The following is a 15,698-nucleotide window of genomic DNA, read 5'->3' as shown; positions in this document are numbered from 1 at the left end:
GTGCCGGTCAGTCTGCCACGGTCGGCGCGCCCGCTGTCCACGGAGCGATGGGGTTGCCCGCCCAGTGCGTCCCGCCGGGCACCTGCTCGCCGCGCATGACGAGCGACGCGGGACCGACCGTCGCGCCGGCGCCGATCCCGGCCGCGGGCAGGACCACGCTGTGCGGCCCGAGCGTCGCCCCGGCGTCCAGGGTGACGGTGTCGAGCTGCATCACACGGTCGTGGAACAGGTGCGTCTGCACGACCGTGCCCCGCGCCACCGACGCACCGGCGCCGATCGTCACCAGGTCGGCCTCGGGCAGCCAGTAGGTCTCGAGCCAGGTGCCGCGCCCGATCGTGGCGCCGAGGCTCCGGAGCCACGCGGCGAGCGCCGGGGTGCCGGTGGCCTGCTCGGCGAACCACGGCCGCGCGACGGTCTCGACGAAGGTGTCCTGCACCTCGTTGCGCCAGACGAACGACGACCACAGCGGGTGCTCGCCGACGGTGATCCGGCCGACGAACACCCACTTCGCCGCGGTGGACACGAGGGCGGCGACGGCACCGGCGACGATGAGCACGGGCCCGGCGAGCAGCACGGTCCAGCCGGTGCCGACCGCACCCCACAGCGCCAGCAGCGTGCCGACGACCCCGAGCGCGATCGCCGCGGAGACCATCGGGGCGACCAGGCGCAGCAGCTCCCAGCACCCGCGGGCCACCTTGAGCGCCCGGGACGGCCGGAAGGTGCGCTCCTCGTCGAACTCCGCGGTCGACCGCCGCAACCGCACCGGAGGCGACCCGAGCCACGACGAGCCGCGCTTGGCCTTCTTCGGCACGGCGGACAGCACAGCGACGAGCGCCTCGCGCGGCACGGAACGACCGGCGCCCGTCATGCCGCTGTTGCCGAGGAACGCCCGACGCCCGACCTTCGACCGGCCGATCCGCACCCGGCCGCCGCCGAGCTCGTACGTGGCGACCATCGTGTCGTCGGCGAGGAACGCCCCCGACGCGATCTGCGTCAGCGCGGGGATGAGGAGCACGGTGGAGATCTCGGTGTCCCGGCCGACCCGCGCGCCGAGGAGCCGCAGCCAGAGCGGGGTCACGAGCGACGCGTACAGCGGGAACAGCAGGGTGCGTGCGGCGTCGAGCACCCGCTCGGTCGACCACACCTGCCAGCCGATCCGGGACCGCACCGGGTGCCGGCCCTCCACCAGGCCGACGCCGAGCAGCCGGACGGACGCGACGACGAGCAGCGCGTACACCGCACCCGCCACGAGCGTCCCGACCGGCACCCACACCAGCGCGCGGAGGACCGCGTCAGCGACGGACGAGGCCGGCCCCACGAGGAGCCACACCAGCGCCACCCCGGCGGCGACGCCGAGCACGGGCAGCCCGGCCACGGCCACGGAGCCGGCCCCGTAGGCCAGCAGCCACCGACGCCGTGAGGCGGGGCGCGCCTCCCGGCCGTGCCGCGCCGACCCGACGCGTTCAGCAGGCGCGCCCGCCCAGCGCTCGCCGTCGGGGACCCGGCCGGACACGGCCGACCCCGGCTCGACCTCGGCTCCGACACCGACGTGCGCGCCGGGAAGCAGGGTCGTACGGCTCCGCACGACCGCGTCCGCGTCGACGCGCACCTGCCCGAGCCGGAACACGTCCCCGTCCAACCAGTGCCCGGCGAGGTCCACCTCCGGCTCGATCGACGCCCGCTTCCCGATCGTGAGCATCCCGGTCACCGGCGGCAGCGCGTGCAGGTCGACGTCCTTCCCGACCTCGGCGCCGAGCGCCCGCGCGTAGTAGCTGATCCACGGCGCACCGGCCGTCGACGGCCCGTCCACCGCCTCGGCGATCCGCTCCGCCAGCCAGACCCGCACGTGCACCGACCCGCCCCGCGGGTGGTCACCGGGTCGCACCCCGACGAGCAGGAGCCGCGCGAGCACCACCGTGAGCGCCATCTTGCCGACCGGTGTCACGAACACCAGGAGCGCCAGCACCAGGACCGGCCACGGCAGCACCGGCAGGAACGGCATGGTCGTCGCGTGCAGGACCGCAGCGACGAGCGCCGTCCAGCTGAGCACCCGCAACCCCCGGAGCACCTGCACCGGGATCCCGAGCAGCGTCATCGCCACACCCGTGGTCGGCGGGACGGGCCGCACGTCGCGGGGGACCGACACCACCGGGCCCGAGTCGTCGAGCGCGTCCGCCAGGGCACCGATCCGCGGGTGGTCGTACACGTCGGCCACCGTCGTGGTGGGGAACCGCTCCCGGATCGCCGACACGAGCTGCGCTGCCGTCAGCGACCCGCCCCCGTGCGCGAAGAAGTCGTCGTCGACGCTCGTCACCGGCACCCCGAGGATCGCCGACCAGCGCGCCGCGATCCACGCCACCGTGTCCGGCAGCAGGGCCGCGTCGGAGGACCCGGGCAACGGCCACGGCAACGCCGCCCGGTCGACCTTCCCCGAGGTCCGCGTCGGCAGGGAGTCCACCACGGCGAGCAGCGGCACCAGCGCCGCCGGCAACTCCTCGCGCAGCCGGGCGTTCGCCGCCGACACGTCCACGGTCGCCCCGGCCACCGGCGCCACGTACCCGACGAGCACCTGGTTGCCCGCCGGCGTCCGCTGCACCACCGCGGCCCCGCCCGCCACGTCGTCGAGCGCCTGCAACGCCGCGTCGATCTCGCCGAGCTCGATGCGCCGACCGCCGAGCTTCACCTGGTCGTCCGCGCGCCCCTGGAACACCAGGCCCTCGGGGGCGTACCGCACGAGGTCCCCGCTCCGGTACGCCCGCGCCCACCCCAGCTCCGGGAACGGCGCGTACTTCTCCGCGTCCTTCGCCGGGTCCAGGTACCGACCGAGCCCGACACCGCCGATGACGAGCTCGCCGACCGCGCCGGGCTCCACCCGCCGACCCTCGCCGTCCACGACCGCCAGGTCCCAGCCGTCGAGGGGCAGCCCGATCCGCACCGGGGTGCTGCCGTCGAGCAGGGCGCCGCACGCGACGACCGTCGCCTCGGTCGGCCCGTACGTGTTCCAGACCTCACGACCCCGTGCCGCGATCCGCGCCGCCAGCTCCGGCGGGCAGGCCTCGCCGCCGAAGATCACCAGGCGGACCTGTTCGAGCGCGTCGTCCGGCCACAGGGCGGCCAGCGTCGGGACCGTCGACACCACCGTGATCGTGTGCGCGATGAGCCACGGCCCGAGGTCCACCCCGGTGCGCACCAGCGACCGCGGCGCCGGCACCAGGCACGCACCGTGCCCCCACGCGAGCCACATCTCCTCGCAGGACGCGTCGAACGCCACACTCAGACCCGCGAGCACCCGGTCGCCCGGACCGATCGGCGCCGTTTGCAGGAACATCCGCGCCTCGGCGTCGACGAACGCGGCAGCCGAACGGTGCGTCACCGCGACGCCCTTCGGGACACCGGTCGAGCCGGACGTGAAGATGACCCACGCGTCGTCGTCCGTGGTCGGGGCCGGGGCGCTCGCCGCGGGGTCCACGACGGGCGACGCCTCGGCGTCCGGGGTGCCGTCGCGGCGCAGCACGCCGCCCGCCCCGATCACGCCGACGACCCCGGCCTCGCCGAACACCAGCGCCGCGCGTTCCTCCGGGTCGTCGGCGTCCACCGGCACGTAGGCGGCCCCGGCGGCGAGCACCGCGAGGATCGACAGGTACAGGTCGCGGCCGCCCGAGGGCACCCGGACGCCCACGCGGTCACCGCGACGGACCCCGCGCCGCGCGAGGTCCTCCGCCTGCTCGTGCACGAGCCGCAGCAGGGTCGCGTAGTCCAGCGTCCCGGCCGGGTCCTCCAGCGCCAGGGCGTCCGGGTGCTCGGCGGTCGTCGCGGTGAGGACGTCGAGCAGGGTCCGGGGCGCCGGGGCGCGGTCCCCGCCGGCGAGCTCCGTCTGCGGGTTCCCGGTGGCGCTGGTCATCGAGTCCTCTTCCCGGCCGGGTGGTCGACCGGCCCGTGATCCTAGGGGGTCGAGGTGTCGCGCTCGGGAACGGACGGTGACGCACCGTCGGGGCGGCCGGCTCCGCCGTCCAGCGCGGCGCGGGCCGCGTCCAGCGCCGCGGCGACGCCGATCGCGTCGTCGAGCGAGTGCACGGGCGACTCGGTCCGTCCGTCGGACACGTACCGGGCGAGCGCCGCGGCCTGCCACACGAGCCCCGCCCGGCCGCGCAGTCCGCTGCGCTCCTCCCACACGTGCGCATCGGCCCCGTGATGCAGCGCGAAGGACGCCGGGAACACGAAGTGGTCGGTGTAGCGCACGGTGGCGCGACTGCCCGCGACGACGGCCAGTCCCGGTGTCCACGCCGTCATCGACGTGGACACCACGGCCTGGGCGCTGCCGGTCGCCGTGGACACCGTGACGGACTGGAGGTCCACCCCGCGGTCCGAGACCGTTCCGGTCGTGCTGCTGGTCACCGGGGCGCCGGTGGCGAAGCGTGCGAACCAGTGCCCGTAGACGCCGGCGTCGAGGAGGGCGCCGCCGCCGGCGACGGGGTCGAACATGCGGTCGGCGGGATCGGGCCGGTGCGGCCACCCGACGTCGACCGTCGCGAGCCGGACGTCCCCGAGGACGCCGTCGGCGAGCAACCGCGCGAGGACGGTGGTACCGGGCAGGTAGCGGGTCCACATCGCCTCCATCGCGAGGACCCCGGCTGCGCGGGCGGCCGCGGCGAGGGCACGCGTGTCGGCCGCCGACGTCGTCATCGGCTTCTCGACGAGGACGTGCTTGCCCGCGGCGACCGCGAGGAGCGCGTGCTCGAGGTGCTGCGGGTGCGGGGACGCGATGTAGACGACGTCGACGGTCGGGTCGGCGACGAGGGCCTCGTACGAGCCGTGCGCGGCGGGGACGCCGTGCCGTGCGGCGAAGGCGGCGGCGCGCTCGGGGGAGCGGGAGCCGACGGCGACGACGCGCTGGTCTGAATGCGCGTGCAGCGTCGTCGTGAAGTCGTTCGCGATCTCACCGGGGCCGATCACGCCCCACCGGAGTCGCGGGCCGCCGCGCAGTGCTTCGACCTCGGGCTCCGGGAACGTCATCGTCGTCGTCATGCGGTCACGCTACGACGAAGGCCCGTGCGCTGCACGGGCCTTCGTCCCTGTGCCCCCAGGAGGATTCGAACCTCCGCCCCTGCCTCCGGAGGGCAGTGCTCTATCCCCTGAGCTATGGGGGCCCTGGGTGTGTCCAACCGTAGCAGGTCGACGGCGGTCCCCAGGACACGGGCTGTCGGTCTCGCGTGTCGGACGGCGGGCCCGGGGCGGTGCCGCGCCGCGCCTCCCGGACCGCGGTCGACGGGTCAGCCGGCCGGCGTCGCGGACGCTCCCGGCTGCACGACGCCCCGGACCGCGTCGATGACCGGCTGCGCCCCGCCGGGCTCGGTGAAGAGCGGCGACGTGGCGGTGATCCAGTACGGGTCCGCGAAGGCGTCCGCGCGCCCGACACCGTCGGCGAGCGAGAAGTACCCCTCGACGCGGTAGGTGGGCACCGAGCCACCCCGTTCGTAGAGGGCGTCCTTCAGGTTCGTGAGCGACTTCTCAGGCAGGTCCGCGACGGCCAGGGTGATGGTCGTCGCGGCGTCGTCGGTGGCGACCCAGCGGCAGACGCGACCGCGCTGTTCGGCGATCCGGGCGGCCGGCGAGCCCTTCGTGGGTGTCCAATCGCGGTCGATGGTGAACGTCTTCGCGTAGACGTCCAGCGACCCCGACGGCAGGAGGTCGCCGCAGCTCTGCGCCACCCGCTTGCCGACCGGGGCCGGACCGGCGCTGGGCCCCGCGTCGCCACCACCGGAACACGCCACCAGGGCGACGGAGGCGGACACGGTGAGCAGGGCGACGCCGATCGCCCGGACACGGCTGCGGGAGGTCATCCGGACATGATGGTGCACGGGCCGGGGAGGACCGTGGGCGTCCCGGTAGACTCGACCCTCGTGACTCCTGCCGAACTCTCCGCCGCGTACCTGTCGATCCTGACCGGGATCGTCGAGCGACGAGGTGCCTCCGACGCCGTGACGATCGACGAGTCCCACGTGGCCCTCGAGCGTCCGAAGAACCGGGCGCACGGCGACTGGGCGTCGAACGCGGCCATGCAGCTCGCGAAGCGCCTCGGTACCAACCCGCGCGAGCTCGCCACGGAGATCGCGGGCGAGCTGACCGAGCTCGACGGCGTCGACTCGGTCGACGTCGCCGGCCCCGGGTTCATCAACATCACGCTCGAGGCCGCTGCCGCCGGCGAGATCGCGCGCACCATCGTCGAGTCCGGCTCGGCGTTCGGTGCCGGCGACCTCTACGACGGGGTCCGGATCAACCTCGAGTTCGTCTCCGCGAACCCGACCGGTCCGATCCACATGGGCGGCGTTCGCTGGGCCGCGGTGGGGGACAGCCTCGCCCGGGTGTTCCAGGCGCAGGGCGGCCTCGTCACCCGCGAGTACTACTTCAACGACCACGGCGCGCAGATCGACCGGTTCGCCCGGTCGCTCGTCGCGTCCGCGCTCGGCGAGCCCACGCCGGAGGACGGCTACGGCGGCGCCTACATCTCGGAGATCGCGGCGCGGGTGATCGCGACGCTCGACCCGTCCGTCGACGTGCGCGACCTGCCCCGGGACGACGCGCAGGAGCTCTTCCGTCGCGAGGGCGTCGACTTCATGTTCGCCGACATCAAGGCGTCCCTGCACGACTTCGGCGTCGACTTCGACGTCTACTTCCACGAGAACGCCCTGCACGAGTCGAAGGCCGTCGAGCGGGCCATCGAGCGGCTGCGGTCGGCCGGTGCGATGTACGAGGCCGAGGGTGCCGAGTGGCTCCGCACGACCGACTTCGGCGACGACCGCGATCGCGTCGTGATCAAGTCCGACGGCGAGCCGGCGTACATCGCAGGCGACCTGGCGTACTACCTCGACAAGCGGGAGCGCGGCTTCGAGCGCAACCTGATCATGCTCGGTGCCGACCACCACGGGTACGTCGGCCGCATGATGGCGATGTGCGCGGCGTTCGGCGACGAGCCGGGCAAGAACCTCGAGATCCTCATCGGTCAGATGGTCAACCTGCTCAAGGACGGCGAGCCGATGCGCATGTCGAAGCGCGCGGGCACGATCGTCACGATGGAGGACCTCGTCGACGCCGTGGGCGTGGACGCAGGCCGGTACTCGCTCGTCCGGTTCGCCAGCGACACCGCGATCGACATCGACCTCGACCTGTTGACGAAGCGGACCAACGACAACCCGGTCTTCTACGTCCAGTACGCACACGCCCGCACGCAGTCGGTGGCCCGCAACGCCGCCGCCGCCGGGGTCGACCGGTCCGCCTTCGACGCCTCGCTGCTGACCCACGAGACCGAGGGCGCCCTGCTCGGCGCCCTGGCCGAGTACCCGCGCGTGGTGCGGCAGGCCGCGGAGCTCCGCGAGCCGCACCGGATCGCCCGCTACATCGAGCAGCTGGCGGGGCTGTACCACCGCTGGTACGACTCCTGCCGCGTGACGCCGCTCGGCGACGAGGCCGTGACGGACCTGCACCGCACGCGCCTGTGGTTGAACGACGCCACCGGTCAGGTCGTGCGGAACGGCCTCGGCCTGCTCGGGGTGAGCGCGCCCGAGCGCATGTAGCGCGGCGGCACCCGCGCCTCCAGGCTCGCTGCCGGGGGAGCCTGGCAGGGTGGGACGCATGTCCGTCGCCCCCGAGACCCCCCGGAAGCGCCGCCGCTGGCCCGTCGTCCTCGTCGTCGTCGTGCTCGTGCTGGCCGTGCTCGTGGTCGTCGCCGAGTTCGTCCTGCGCGGCGTCGTCGACCGCATGATCGCCCAGCAGGTGGAGCAGTCGCTGCCGGACGGCGCGACGGGCCGCGTCGAGGCGCACGCGAACGGCATCGTCATCCCGCAGCTGATCAGCGGGTCGCTCGACGACGTCGAGATCTCGTCGCGGAAGCTCACGGTCGACGGGATCCCGCTCGCGGCCGACGTCACCGCGCACGACGTGCCGATCGACGGCAAGGGTGACGTGCGCGACGTCGACGGGAACGTCACGCTCGCCTCGTCGAGCGTGAAGGACCTCGCGAAGTACAGCCCGCTCTTCGACCGCCTCAGCCTCGCCGACGGTGGCGTGGAGCTGTCCGGCAAGACGGCGGTCCTCGGCTACGACATCTCCTACGCCGCGAAGGGCGCGGTCGTCGCCCAGGACGACGGCAAGGGCATCACGATCACGCCGAAGACGGTGCGCATCACGAACTCGGCGCTCGGCCTCAAGGTGGACTCGATCCCCGGCGTCACGAACGTGCCGGTCCAGGTCTGCACCGCGCAGTTCCTGCCGTCGCAGCTGCGCGTCCGCTCGCTCGACATCTCGTCGTCCCGGGCGTCCGTGCGCGTCACGGCCGACTCGCTGCCGCTCAACGAGCAGGGCCTCCAGACCGTGGGCAGGTGCGGCTGACGACGCCGACGGCGTAACGCGGCCTGGAGGCGCGGCTCGGCTCGGTAGGATCGGGTCCCGTGAGCGAGAACCCCCTTGCCCCGCAGCGACTGCGGTTCCCGACGGACCCGTCCGCGCTTGAGGCGCGCATCTGGCCGGCGTCCGCGACGCGCACCGACGACGGCGAGCTCGTGGTCGGCGGCAGCACCGCCTCCGACCTGGTCGCGCAGTACGGGTCGCCGCTCTACGTGGTCGACGAACGCGACGTGCAGTCCCGCGCGGTCCGCGTCCGCGACGCCTTCACCGAGGCGTTCGAGCGGATCGGGACCCGCGCCCACGTCTACTACGCGGCGAAGGCCTTCCTGACGACGCACGTCGCCGGCTGGATGGCGGACGCCGACCTGCGCGTCGACGTCTGCACCGCGGGCGAGCTGGCGGTGACGCTGGCCGGTGGCGTCGACCCGGCGATGGTCGGGTTCCACGGCAACGACAAGTCCGACGCCGAGATCGCCCGTGCGGTCGAGGTGGGCGTCGGCACGATCGTCCTCGACAGCCACGAGGAAGTGCAGCGCGTCGCCGCTGCCGCGGCCGCGGCCGGCGTCGTGCAGCGCGTGCGGATCCGGATCAACAGCGGCGTGCACGCCTCGACGCACGAGTACCTCGCCACCGCGCGCGAGGACCAGAAGTTCGGCATCCCGCTGTCCGAGGCCGTCGACGCCGCCGCGGCGGTGCGCGCGCAGCCCTCCCTGGCCTTCGTCGGCCTGCACTCCCACATCGGCTCGCAGATCTTCGACGAGTCCGGCTTCCGCGAGGCTGCTCGGCGCCTGATGGACGTGCACGCGACGCTCGTGGCGTCCGGCCCGGTGCCGGAACTCAACCTCGGCGGCGGCTGGGGCATCGACTACACCGAGGCCGACTCCGCCTTCGCGCCCGAGGACGTCGCCGACGCGCTCGCGACCATCGTGGCGGAGGCCTGCGCCGAGCGCGACATCCCGGTGCCCGAGGTGGCGGTCGAGCCCGGCCGGTACATCGTCGGACCGGCCGGCATCACGCTGTACCGGGTCGGCACGATCAAGCCCGTGACGCTCGAGTCCACCGACGGCGGACCGGCCACCCGCACCTACGTGTCCGTCGACGGGGGGATGAGCGACAACGCCCGCCCGGCCCTCTACGGCGCCGACTACACCGCCCGGCTCGCCCGCGCGTCCGAGGCGCCCGCCGTGCTGACCCGCGTGGTCGGGAAGCACTGCGAGTCCGGCGACATCGTCGTGAACGACGAGTACCTGCCCGGCGACGTGCACCGTGGCGACCTGCTCGCCGTGGCCGCGACGGGTGCCTACTGCTGGAGCCTGGCGAGCAACTACAACCACGTGGGACGTCCGCCCGTCGTCGCCGTCGCCGACGGCGCAGCCCGTATCCTCGTCCGGGGCGAGTCGATCGACGACCTCCTCGCCCGCGACACCGGGGTCGTGCCGGTGGCCTGACGCCGACCGCCACGACCCGATCCCCACGAACAGGACCCGCACCAGATGATCGAATACCGCAACGTCCGCGTCGCGCTGCTCGGAGCCGGCTCGGTCGGTTCCCAGGTCGCGCGGCTGCTCCTCGAGCACGGTGACGAGCTGGCCTCCCGTGCCGGTGCCGGCCTCGAGCTCGTGGGCATCGCCGTCCGCGACCTCGACGCCCAGCGCGACGTCGACCTGCCGCAGGAGCTCTTCACGACGGACGCGGAGTCGCTCATCCTCGGTGCCGACATCGTGGTCGAACTGATCGGCGGCATCGAGCCCGCCCGCACCCTCGTGCTGCAGGCCCTGCAGTCCGGCGCCGACGTCGTCACCGGCAACAAGGCCCTGCTCGCGACGCACGGGCCGGAGCTCTTCGCCGCTGCCGAGCAGGTCGGCGCACAGCTCTACTACGAGGCAGCCGTGGCCGGGGCGATCCCGATCATCCGTCCGCTGCACGACTCGCTCGCCGGGGACCGGATCGTCCGCATCATGGGCATCGTCAACGGCACGACGAACTTCATCCTCGACCTCATGGACCGCGAGGGCGCGACCTTCGAGGACGCCCTCGTCACCGCGACCGAGCTCGGGTACGCCGAGGCCGACCCGACCGCCGACGTCGAGGGCTACGACGCCGCGCAGAAGGCCGCGATCCTGGCCTCGCTCGCGTTCCACACCTCGGTCCCGCTCGCCGCAGTCCACCGCGAGGGCATCACCGCGGTGACGATCGAGCAGGTCCGGGCCGCGCGGAAGGCCGGCTACGTCGTGAAGATCCTCGCGACCGCCGAGCGTCTGACGGACGAGAGCGGCACCGAGGGCGTCAGCGCCCGTGTCTACCCGGCGCTGGTGCCGGAATCGCACCCCCTCGCCAGCGTGCACGGCGCGAAGAACGCGGTGTTCGTCGAGGCCGAGGCCGCCGGCGACCTCATGTTCTACGGCGCCGGTGCCGGTGGTGTCGAGACCGCGTCGGCCGTCCTCGGCGACCTGGTGTCCGCCGCCCGACGGCACGTCATCGGCGGCCCGGGCGTCGCCGAGTCGACGCAGGGTGCGCTCCCGGTCTTCCCGATCGGCACCGTCCGCACCCGCTACCAGATCACGCTGCACGTCGCGGACGCCCCCGGCGTGCTGTCGACCGTCGCCGGTGTCCTGGCGAAGCACGGTGTCAGCGTCGAGACCGTCGAGCAGACCGTCGCCAGCGGCTCCGACGCGACGGCGACCCTGGTCATCGGCACGCACCTGGCCCGCGAGTCGGACCTCGCGAACACCGTGGTGGCGCTCCGCAACGAGGACGTCGTCGTCGAGATCACCAGCGTCCTGCGGGTCGTCGGCGCCTAGTCGCCGACGACGCACCCGATCTGCACAACACCGAACAAGGAGAGCCTCATGGCCCACCAGTGGCAGGGAGTCCTGCGCGAGTACGCCGACCGTCTCGACGTGACCGAAGCGACGCCCGTCGTCACGCTCGGTGAGGGCGGGACCCCGCTCATCCCGGCACGTCGCCTGTCCGAGCGCACCGGCGCCGAGGTCTACGTGAAGTTCGAGGGGATGAACCCGACCGGCTCCTTCAAGGACCGCGGGATGACGATGGCGATCTCGAAGGCCGTCGAGCACGGTGCGAAGGCCGTCATCTGCGCCTCCACCGGCAACACCAGCGCCTCGGCCGCCGCCTACGCGACCCACGCCGGGATCACCGCCGCGGTGCTCGTGCCCGAGGGCAAGATCGCGATGGGCAAGCTCAGCCAGGCCGTCGCGCACGATGCCCAGCTGTTGCAGGTGCAGGGCAACTTCGACGACTGCCTCGACATCGCCCGCGACCTCGCCGCGAACTACCCGGTGCACCTCGTCAACTCGGTGAACAACGACCGCATCGAGGGGCAGAAGACGGCGGCCTTCGAGGTCGTCGACGTCCTCGGCGACGCCCCGGACTTCCACTTCCTGCCCGTCGGCAACGCCGGCAACTACACCGCGTACAGCCGCGGGTACCGCGAGGACGTCGCCGCCGGACGTTCGACGAAGCTCCCGCGCATGTTCGGGTTCCAGGCCGCCGGTTCCGCCCCGATCGTCCGCGGTGAGGTCGTCAAGAACCCGGACACGATCGCGTCGGCGATCCGCATCGGCAACCCGGCGTCGTGGCAGTTCGCCCTCGAGGCCCGCGACGAGACCGACGGCTACTTCGGTGCGATCACCGACGAGGCGATCCTCGCGGCGCACCACATCCTGTCCGCCGAGGTCGGCGTGTTCGTCGAGCCGGCATCCGCGATCGGTGTCGCCGGACTCCTCGAGCGTGCCGACGCCGGCATCGTGCCGAAGGGCGCCACGGTCGTCATCACCGTGACCGGCCACGGCCTGAAGGACCCGCAGTGGGCGCTCCGCACCGAGGACGGCAGCGAGGTCACCCCGACGAGCGTGCCGGTCGACACGAAGTCGGTCGCCGACGTGCTCGGACTGGTCTCGGCCCGGTGAGCCACGACCGCTCGTCCGAGCCGGGGGAGGGCACGACCGCCCACATCGCTGTACCGGCCGGACGGGCGGGCCGCGCGCTCCCGGCGGGGCGCGCGGTGCGCGTGCGTGTGCCGGCCACCTCGGCGAACCTCGGTCCCGGCTTCGACTCGCTGGGGCTCGCCCTGTCGCTCTACGACGAGGTCGTCGTGCGCGTGCGTCGGGAGCCGGGCGCGACCGTCACGGTCGACGGCGTCGGTTCGGGCGAGGTCGCCACCGACGACACGAACCTCGTGGTCCGGGCGGTCCGCAGGGGGCTCGAGCACGCCGGCGTCGCACAGCCCGGACTCGACCTGGACGCCGTCAACGCCATCCCGCACGGCCGCGGCATGGGATCGTCCGCCGCGGCGATCGTCGCCGGGCTGATGGCAGCCCGGGGCCTCCTCGAGGGGATCGTCGACCTCGACGCCGCGACGCTCCTCGCGCTCGCGACCGAGATGGAGGGACACCCGGACAACGTGGCACCGGCCCTCTTCGGCGGCCTGACGATCGCGTGGATGACCCCCGAGGGGCCGGCCTACAAGCGACTCCTGGTCCACCGGGGCGTGGCGCCGGTCGTGTTCGTGCCGACGTCGACCCTCTCGACGAAGCTGGCGCGCTCCCTGCAACCGGCGAGCGTGCCGCACGCGGACGCCGCGTTCAACGTCTCCCGTTCCGCCCTCCTCGTCGCGGCCCTCATCCAGAGCCCGGAGCTGCTCCTCGCGGCGACCGAGGACCGGCTGCACCAGGCCTACCGGGCGAGCGCGATGCCGGAGACGGACGCCCTGATCGGTCTGCTGCGCGAGCACGGACTGGCGGCGGTCGTCTCGGGGGCCGGTCCGAGCCTCCTGGTCCTCGGCAGCGACCCGGCGCAGCGGTTGACCGCGGCCGACCTGGTCTCGCAGCACGGGGTCTCCGACTGGCGGGCGCTCATGCTGGCCGTCGATCTGGGTGGTGCTACAGTGGTGCCGCACTCGGCGCTCGAAGCCGAACCCGCGTAGGCACCAGGATCCCTCCTCGCCACGCAAGGGTCCGGTGCGCGGGGGCAATCTCTTTCTGATCACCGATTCCCGGTCCGTCGTCTGAACGGCGGTCGACGCATACCCGTGCGTCCGGGACGGTGGAAACTCTCCGCGTTCTGCGGTTCGAAAGGAAACACCGACCTTGACCAACAACGACTCCACCCAGGTGGAGATCCCCAGCGATCTGCGCGCCCTCCGCCTCCCGGAGCTCCAGCGCATCGCCTCCTCCCTCGGCATCACCGGACTCTCGAAGCTCCGCAAGGGCGACCTCATCGCCTCGATCGAGGACAAGCGCCCCGCGACGGACGCGGCACCGGCCGCCGACGGCCCCGTCGCCGAGACCCCCGCCGCAGCGACCCCGGTGGAGCAGCCGACGCTGCCCGAGCCGTCCGAGGCCCCCGTCGCGGCGGCGTCCGACGAGCCGGCGGCGGGGAACGCTGCCGAGACCGAGCAGCCCGCGACGTCGCGGGCCCGCCGTTCGCGTCGCGCCACCTCGGGCGGCACCGTGAACGCCGCACCGACGTCGGCCGCGGAGCACACCAACCACGCGCAGACCGGCACCGAGGACCTGCTCGCCGGGCTCGACCAGGTCCGCGCCGAGAAGGACGCGCAGGAAGCCGCACAGACCGGCGGGCAGCGTCGGGGCCGCGGTCAGCGCGGTGCCCAGGGCACGCAGCCGTCCGAGCAGCAGGAGCAGGCCGGCGGTCAGCAGGACCGTCGCGACCGTGGCGACCAGCAGGCGCAGGGCCAGCAGGCCGACGGCCAGCAGGCGCAGGACCAGCAGGGCGAGGGCCAGCAGTCGCAGGGCGAGTCCGCGGAGCAGGGCTCCGACGACAACGGCGAGGGCGGTTCGCGTCGCGGTCGTCGCAGCCGTGGTCGCGGACGCGGCCGTGGCCAGAACGCCGAGAACGGCGAGCAGGGCGGCGACCAGAACGGCCAGCAGGCAGCGAAGGCGCAGCAGGGCGAGCCGAAGCAGGGCCAGCAGCAGAACGGCCAGCAGGACGACAAGTCCGAGCCGAAGCAGCAGAACGGTCAGCAGAAGCAGACCCAGCAGCAGAAGCAGCAGCAGGCGGCCGACGAGGCCGAGAGCGGCCGCAGCCGTCGGCAGCGTGACCGCAAGCGCGGTCGCGGCGGGCAGAACGACGAGTTCGAGCCGGAGATCACCGAGGACGACGTCCTCATCCCGATCGCGGGCATCCTCGACGTCCTCGACAACTACGCGTTCGTCCGGACCACCGGGTACCTGCCGGGACCGAACGACGTCTACGTCTCGCTCGGCCAGGTGAAGAAGTACCACCTGCGCAAGGGTGACGCCGTCGTCGGCGCCATCAAGCAGCCGCGGGACAACGAGCAGCAGAGCCGCCAGAAGTACAACGCACTCGTGCGGGTCGACTCGGTGAACGGCCAGACCACGGACGAGGCCGCGGCGCGCGTCGACTTCCAGGACCTCACGCCGCTGTACCCGAACGAGCGGCTCCGCCTCGAGACCGAGCCGGGCAAGCTCAGCACCCGCATCATCGACCTCGTGTCGCCGATCGGCAAGGGCCAGCGCGGACTCATCGTGTCCCCGCCGAAGGCCGGCAAGACCGTCGTCCTGCAGGCCATCGCCAACGCCGTCGCCAAGAACAACCCCGAGGCACACCTCATGGTCGTCCTCGTGGACGAGCGGCCCGAAGAGGTCACGGACATGCAGCGCACGGTGAAGGGCGAGGTCATCGCCTCGACCTTCGACCGTCCCGCCGAGGACCACACGACCGTCGCCGAGCTCGCCATCGAGCGCGCGAAGCGCCTGGTCGAGCTGGGCCACGACGTGGTCCTGCTCCTCGACTCGATCACGCGTCTGAGCCGCGCCTACAACCTGGCGACGCCGGCCTCCGGTCGCGTGCTGTCCGGTGGCGTCGACTCGTCGGCCCTGTACCCGCCGAAGCGCTTCTTCGGCGCCGCGCGCAACATCGAGGACGGCGGCTCGCTGACCATCCTCGCGACCGCGCTGGTGGAGACCGGGTCCAAGATGGACGAGGTCATCTTCGAGGAGTTCAAGGGCACCGGCAACATGGAGCTCCGCCTGAACCGCCACCTGGCGGACAAGCGGATCTTCCCGGCCGTCGACGTGAACGCCTCCGGGACCCGTCGCGAGGAGCAGCTGCTCTCCGCCGACGAGGTCAAGATCACGTGGCGACTGCGCCGGGCCCTCGCCGGGCTCGACCCGCAGCAGGCCCTCGAGATCGTCCTGCGGAACCTCAAGGAGACGCAGTCGAACGTCGAGTTCCTGGTGCAGGTGCAGAAGTCGGTCCCGACGACCGGCGGCCACCACAACGGCCACCAGGAGTAA

10 protein-coding genes and 1 tRNA gene are annotated in these 15,698 nt (G+C 73.1%); 7 read left to right on the top strand and 4 right to left on the bottom strand.

The genetic code is table 11. From position 1 onward, the window contains the following. Positions 1 to 7: 7 nt before the first annotated feature. From AAEP86_RS13990 to AAEP86_RS13975, 4 genes are all read right to left on the bottom strand, one after another. Positions 8 to 3,901 carry a Pls/PosA family non-ribosomal peptide synthetase gene (locus AAEP86_RS13990; RefSeq protein WP_420367918.1) on the bottom strand — a complete coding sequence of 1,298 codons (3,894 nt, stop codon included), beginning with the start codon at positions 3,899 to 3,901 and terminating at the stop codon, positions 8 to 10. Positions 3,902 to 3,942: 41 nt separating this feature from the next. Further along, a complete protein-coding gene (locus AAEP86_RS13985) occupies positions 3,943 to 5,025 on the bottom strand; it encodes a Gfo/Idh/MocA family protein (RefSeq protein WP_420367917.1) in 1,083 nt (360 codons plus the stop codon). 50 nt (positions 5,026 to 5,075) lie between these two features. Further along, positions 5,076 to 5,147 (bottom strand) — tRNA-Arg (locus AAEP86_RS13980). Positions 5,148 to 5,270: 123 nt separating this feature from the next. Next, a complete protein-coding gene (locus AAEP86_RS13975) occupies positions 5,271 to 5,840 on the bottom strand; it encodes a hypothetical protein (RefSeq protein WP_420367916.1) in 570 nt (189 codons plus the stop codon). 60 nt (positions 5,841 to 5,900) lie between these two features. Here AAEP86_RS13975 and argS point away from each other — a divergent pair, with 60 nt between their 5' ends. From argS to rho, 7 genes are all read left to right on the top strand, one after another. Beyond that, the gene (argS, locus tag AAEP86_RS13970; RefSeq protein ID WP_420367915.1) at positions 5,901 to 7,571 is read left to right on the top strand and encodes an arginine--tRNA ligase; all 1,671 of its coding nucleotides are present in this window, start codon (positions 5,901 to 5,903) and stop codon (positions 7,569 to 7,571) included. Between the two features lie 58 nt (positions 7,572 to 7,629). Beyond that, positions 7,630 to 8,385, top strand: coding sequence for a DUF2993 domain-containing protein (locus AAEP86_RS13965; protein WP_420367914.1), 756 nt, complete (start codon positions 7,630 to 7,632; stop codon positions 8,383 to 8,385). Positions 8,386 to 8,444: 59 nt separating this feature from the next. Continuing rightward, on the top strand, positions 8,445 to 9,848 hold the full coding sequence (gene lysA, locus AAEP86_RS13960) for a diaminopimelate decarboxylase (protein WP_420367913.1): 1,404 nt from the start codon (positions 8,445 to 8,447) through the stop codon (positions 9,846 to 9,848). A gap of 45 nt (positions 9,849 to 9,893) precedes the next feature. Beyond that, positions 9,894 to 11,201, top strand: coding sequence for a homoserine dehydrogenase (locus AAEP86_RS13955; RefSeq protein ID WP_420367912.1), 1,308 nt, complete (start codon positions 9,894 to 9,896; stop codon positions 11,199 to 11,201). 48 nt (positions 11,202 to 11,249) lie between these two features. Beyond that, entirely contained in the window at positions 11,250 to 12,329 is a 1,080-nt protein-coding gene (gene thrC / locus AAEP86_RS13950) for a threonine synthase (protein ID WP_420367911.1), read from the top strand. 44 nt (positions 12,330 to 12,373) lie between these two features. Next, positions 12,374 to 13,345 carry a homoserine kinase gene (gene thrB / locus AAEP86_RS13945; protein WP_420370499.1) on the top strand — a complete coding sequence of 324 codons (972 nt, stop codon included), beginning with the start codon at positions 12,374 to 12,376 and terminating at the stop codon, positions 13,343 to 13,345. Between the two features lie 163 nt (positions 13,346 to 13,508). Beyond that, on the top strand, positions 13,509 to 15,698 hold the full coding sequence (gene rho, locus AAEP86_RS13940) for a transcription termination factor Rho (RefSeq protein WP_420367910.1): 2,190 nt from the start codon (positions 13,509 to 13,511) through the stop codon (positions 15,696 to 15,698).

The sequence above is a fragment of the Curtobacterium sp. L1-20 genome (genome assembly GCF_048755855.1).
In the GTDB taxonomy this organism is placed as follows: domain Bacteria; phylum Actinomycetota; class Actinomycetes; order Actinomycetales; family Microbacteriaceae; genus Curtobacterium.
Note: the sequence above shows the minus strand (reverse complement) of the source record. Positions and strands in the feature narration are given on the sequence as shown.

Excerpts from the sequence above, each read along its gene's own strand:
- AAEP86_RS13965 (WP_420367914.1), top strand. The coding sequence starts at position 7,630 with ATGTCCGTCGCCCCCGAGACCCCCCGGAAGCGCCGCCGCTGGCCCGTC.
- AAEP86_RS13955 (WP_420367912.1), top strand. The coding sequence starts at position 9,894 with ATGATCGAATACCGCAACGTCCGCGTCGCGCTGCTCGGAGCCGGCTCG.
- AAEP86_RS13990 (WP_420367918.1), bottom strand. The coding sequence starts at position 3,901 with ATGACCAGCGCCACCGGGAACCCGCAGACGGAGCTCGCCGGCGGGGAC.
- AAEP86_RS13975 (WP_420367916.1), bottom strand. The coding sequence starts at position 5,840 with ATGACCTCCCGCAGCCGTGTCCGGGCGATCGGCGTCGCCCTGCTCACC.
- thrC (WP_420367911.1), top strand. The coding sequence starts at position 11,250 with ATGGCCCACCAGTGGCAGGGAGTCCTGCGCGAGTACGCCGACCGTCTC.
- AAEP86_RS13985 (WP_420367917.1), bottom strand. The coding sequence starts at position 5,025 with ATGACGACGACGATGACGTTCCCGGAGCCCGAGGTCGAAGCACTGCGC.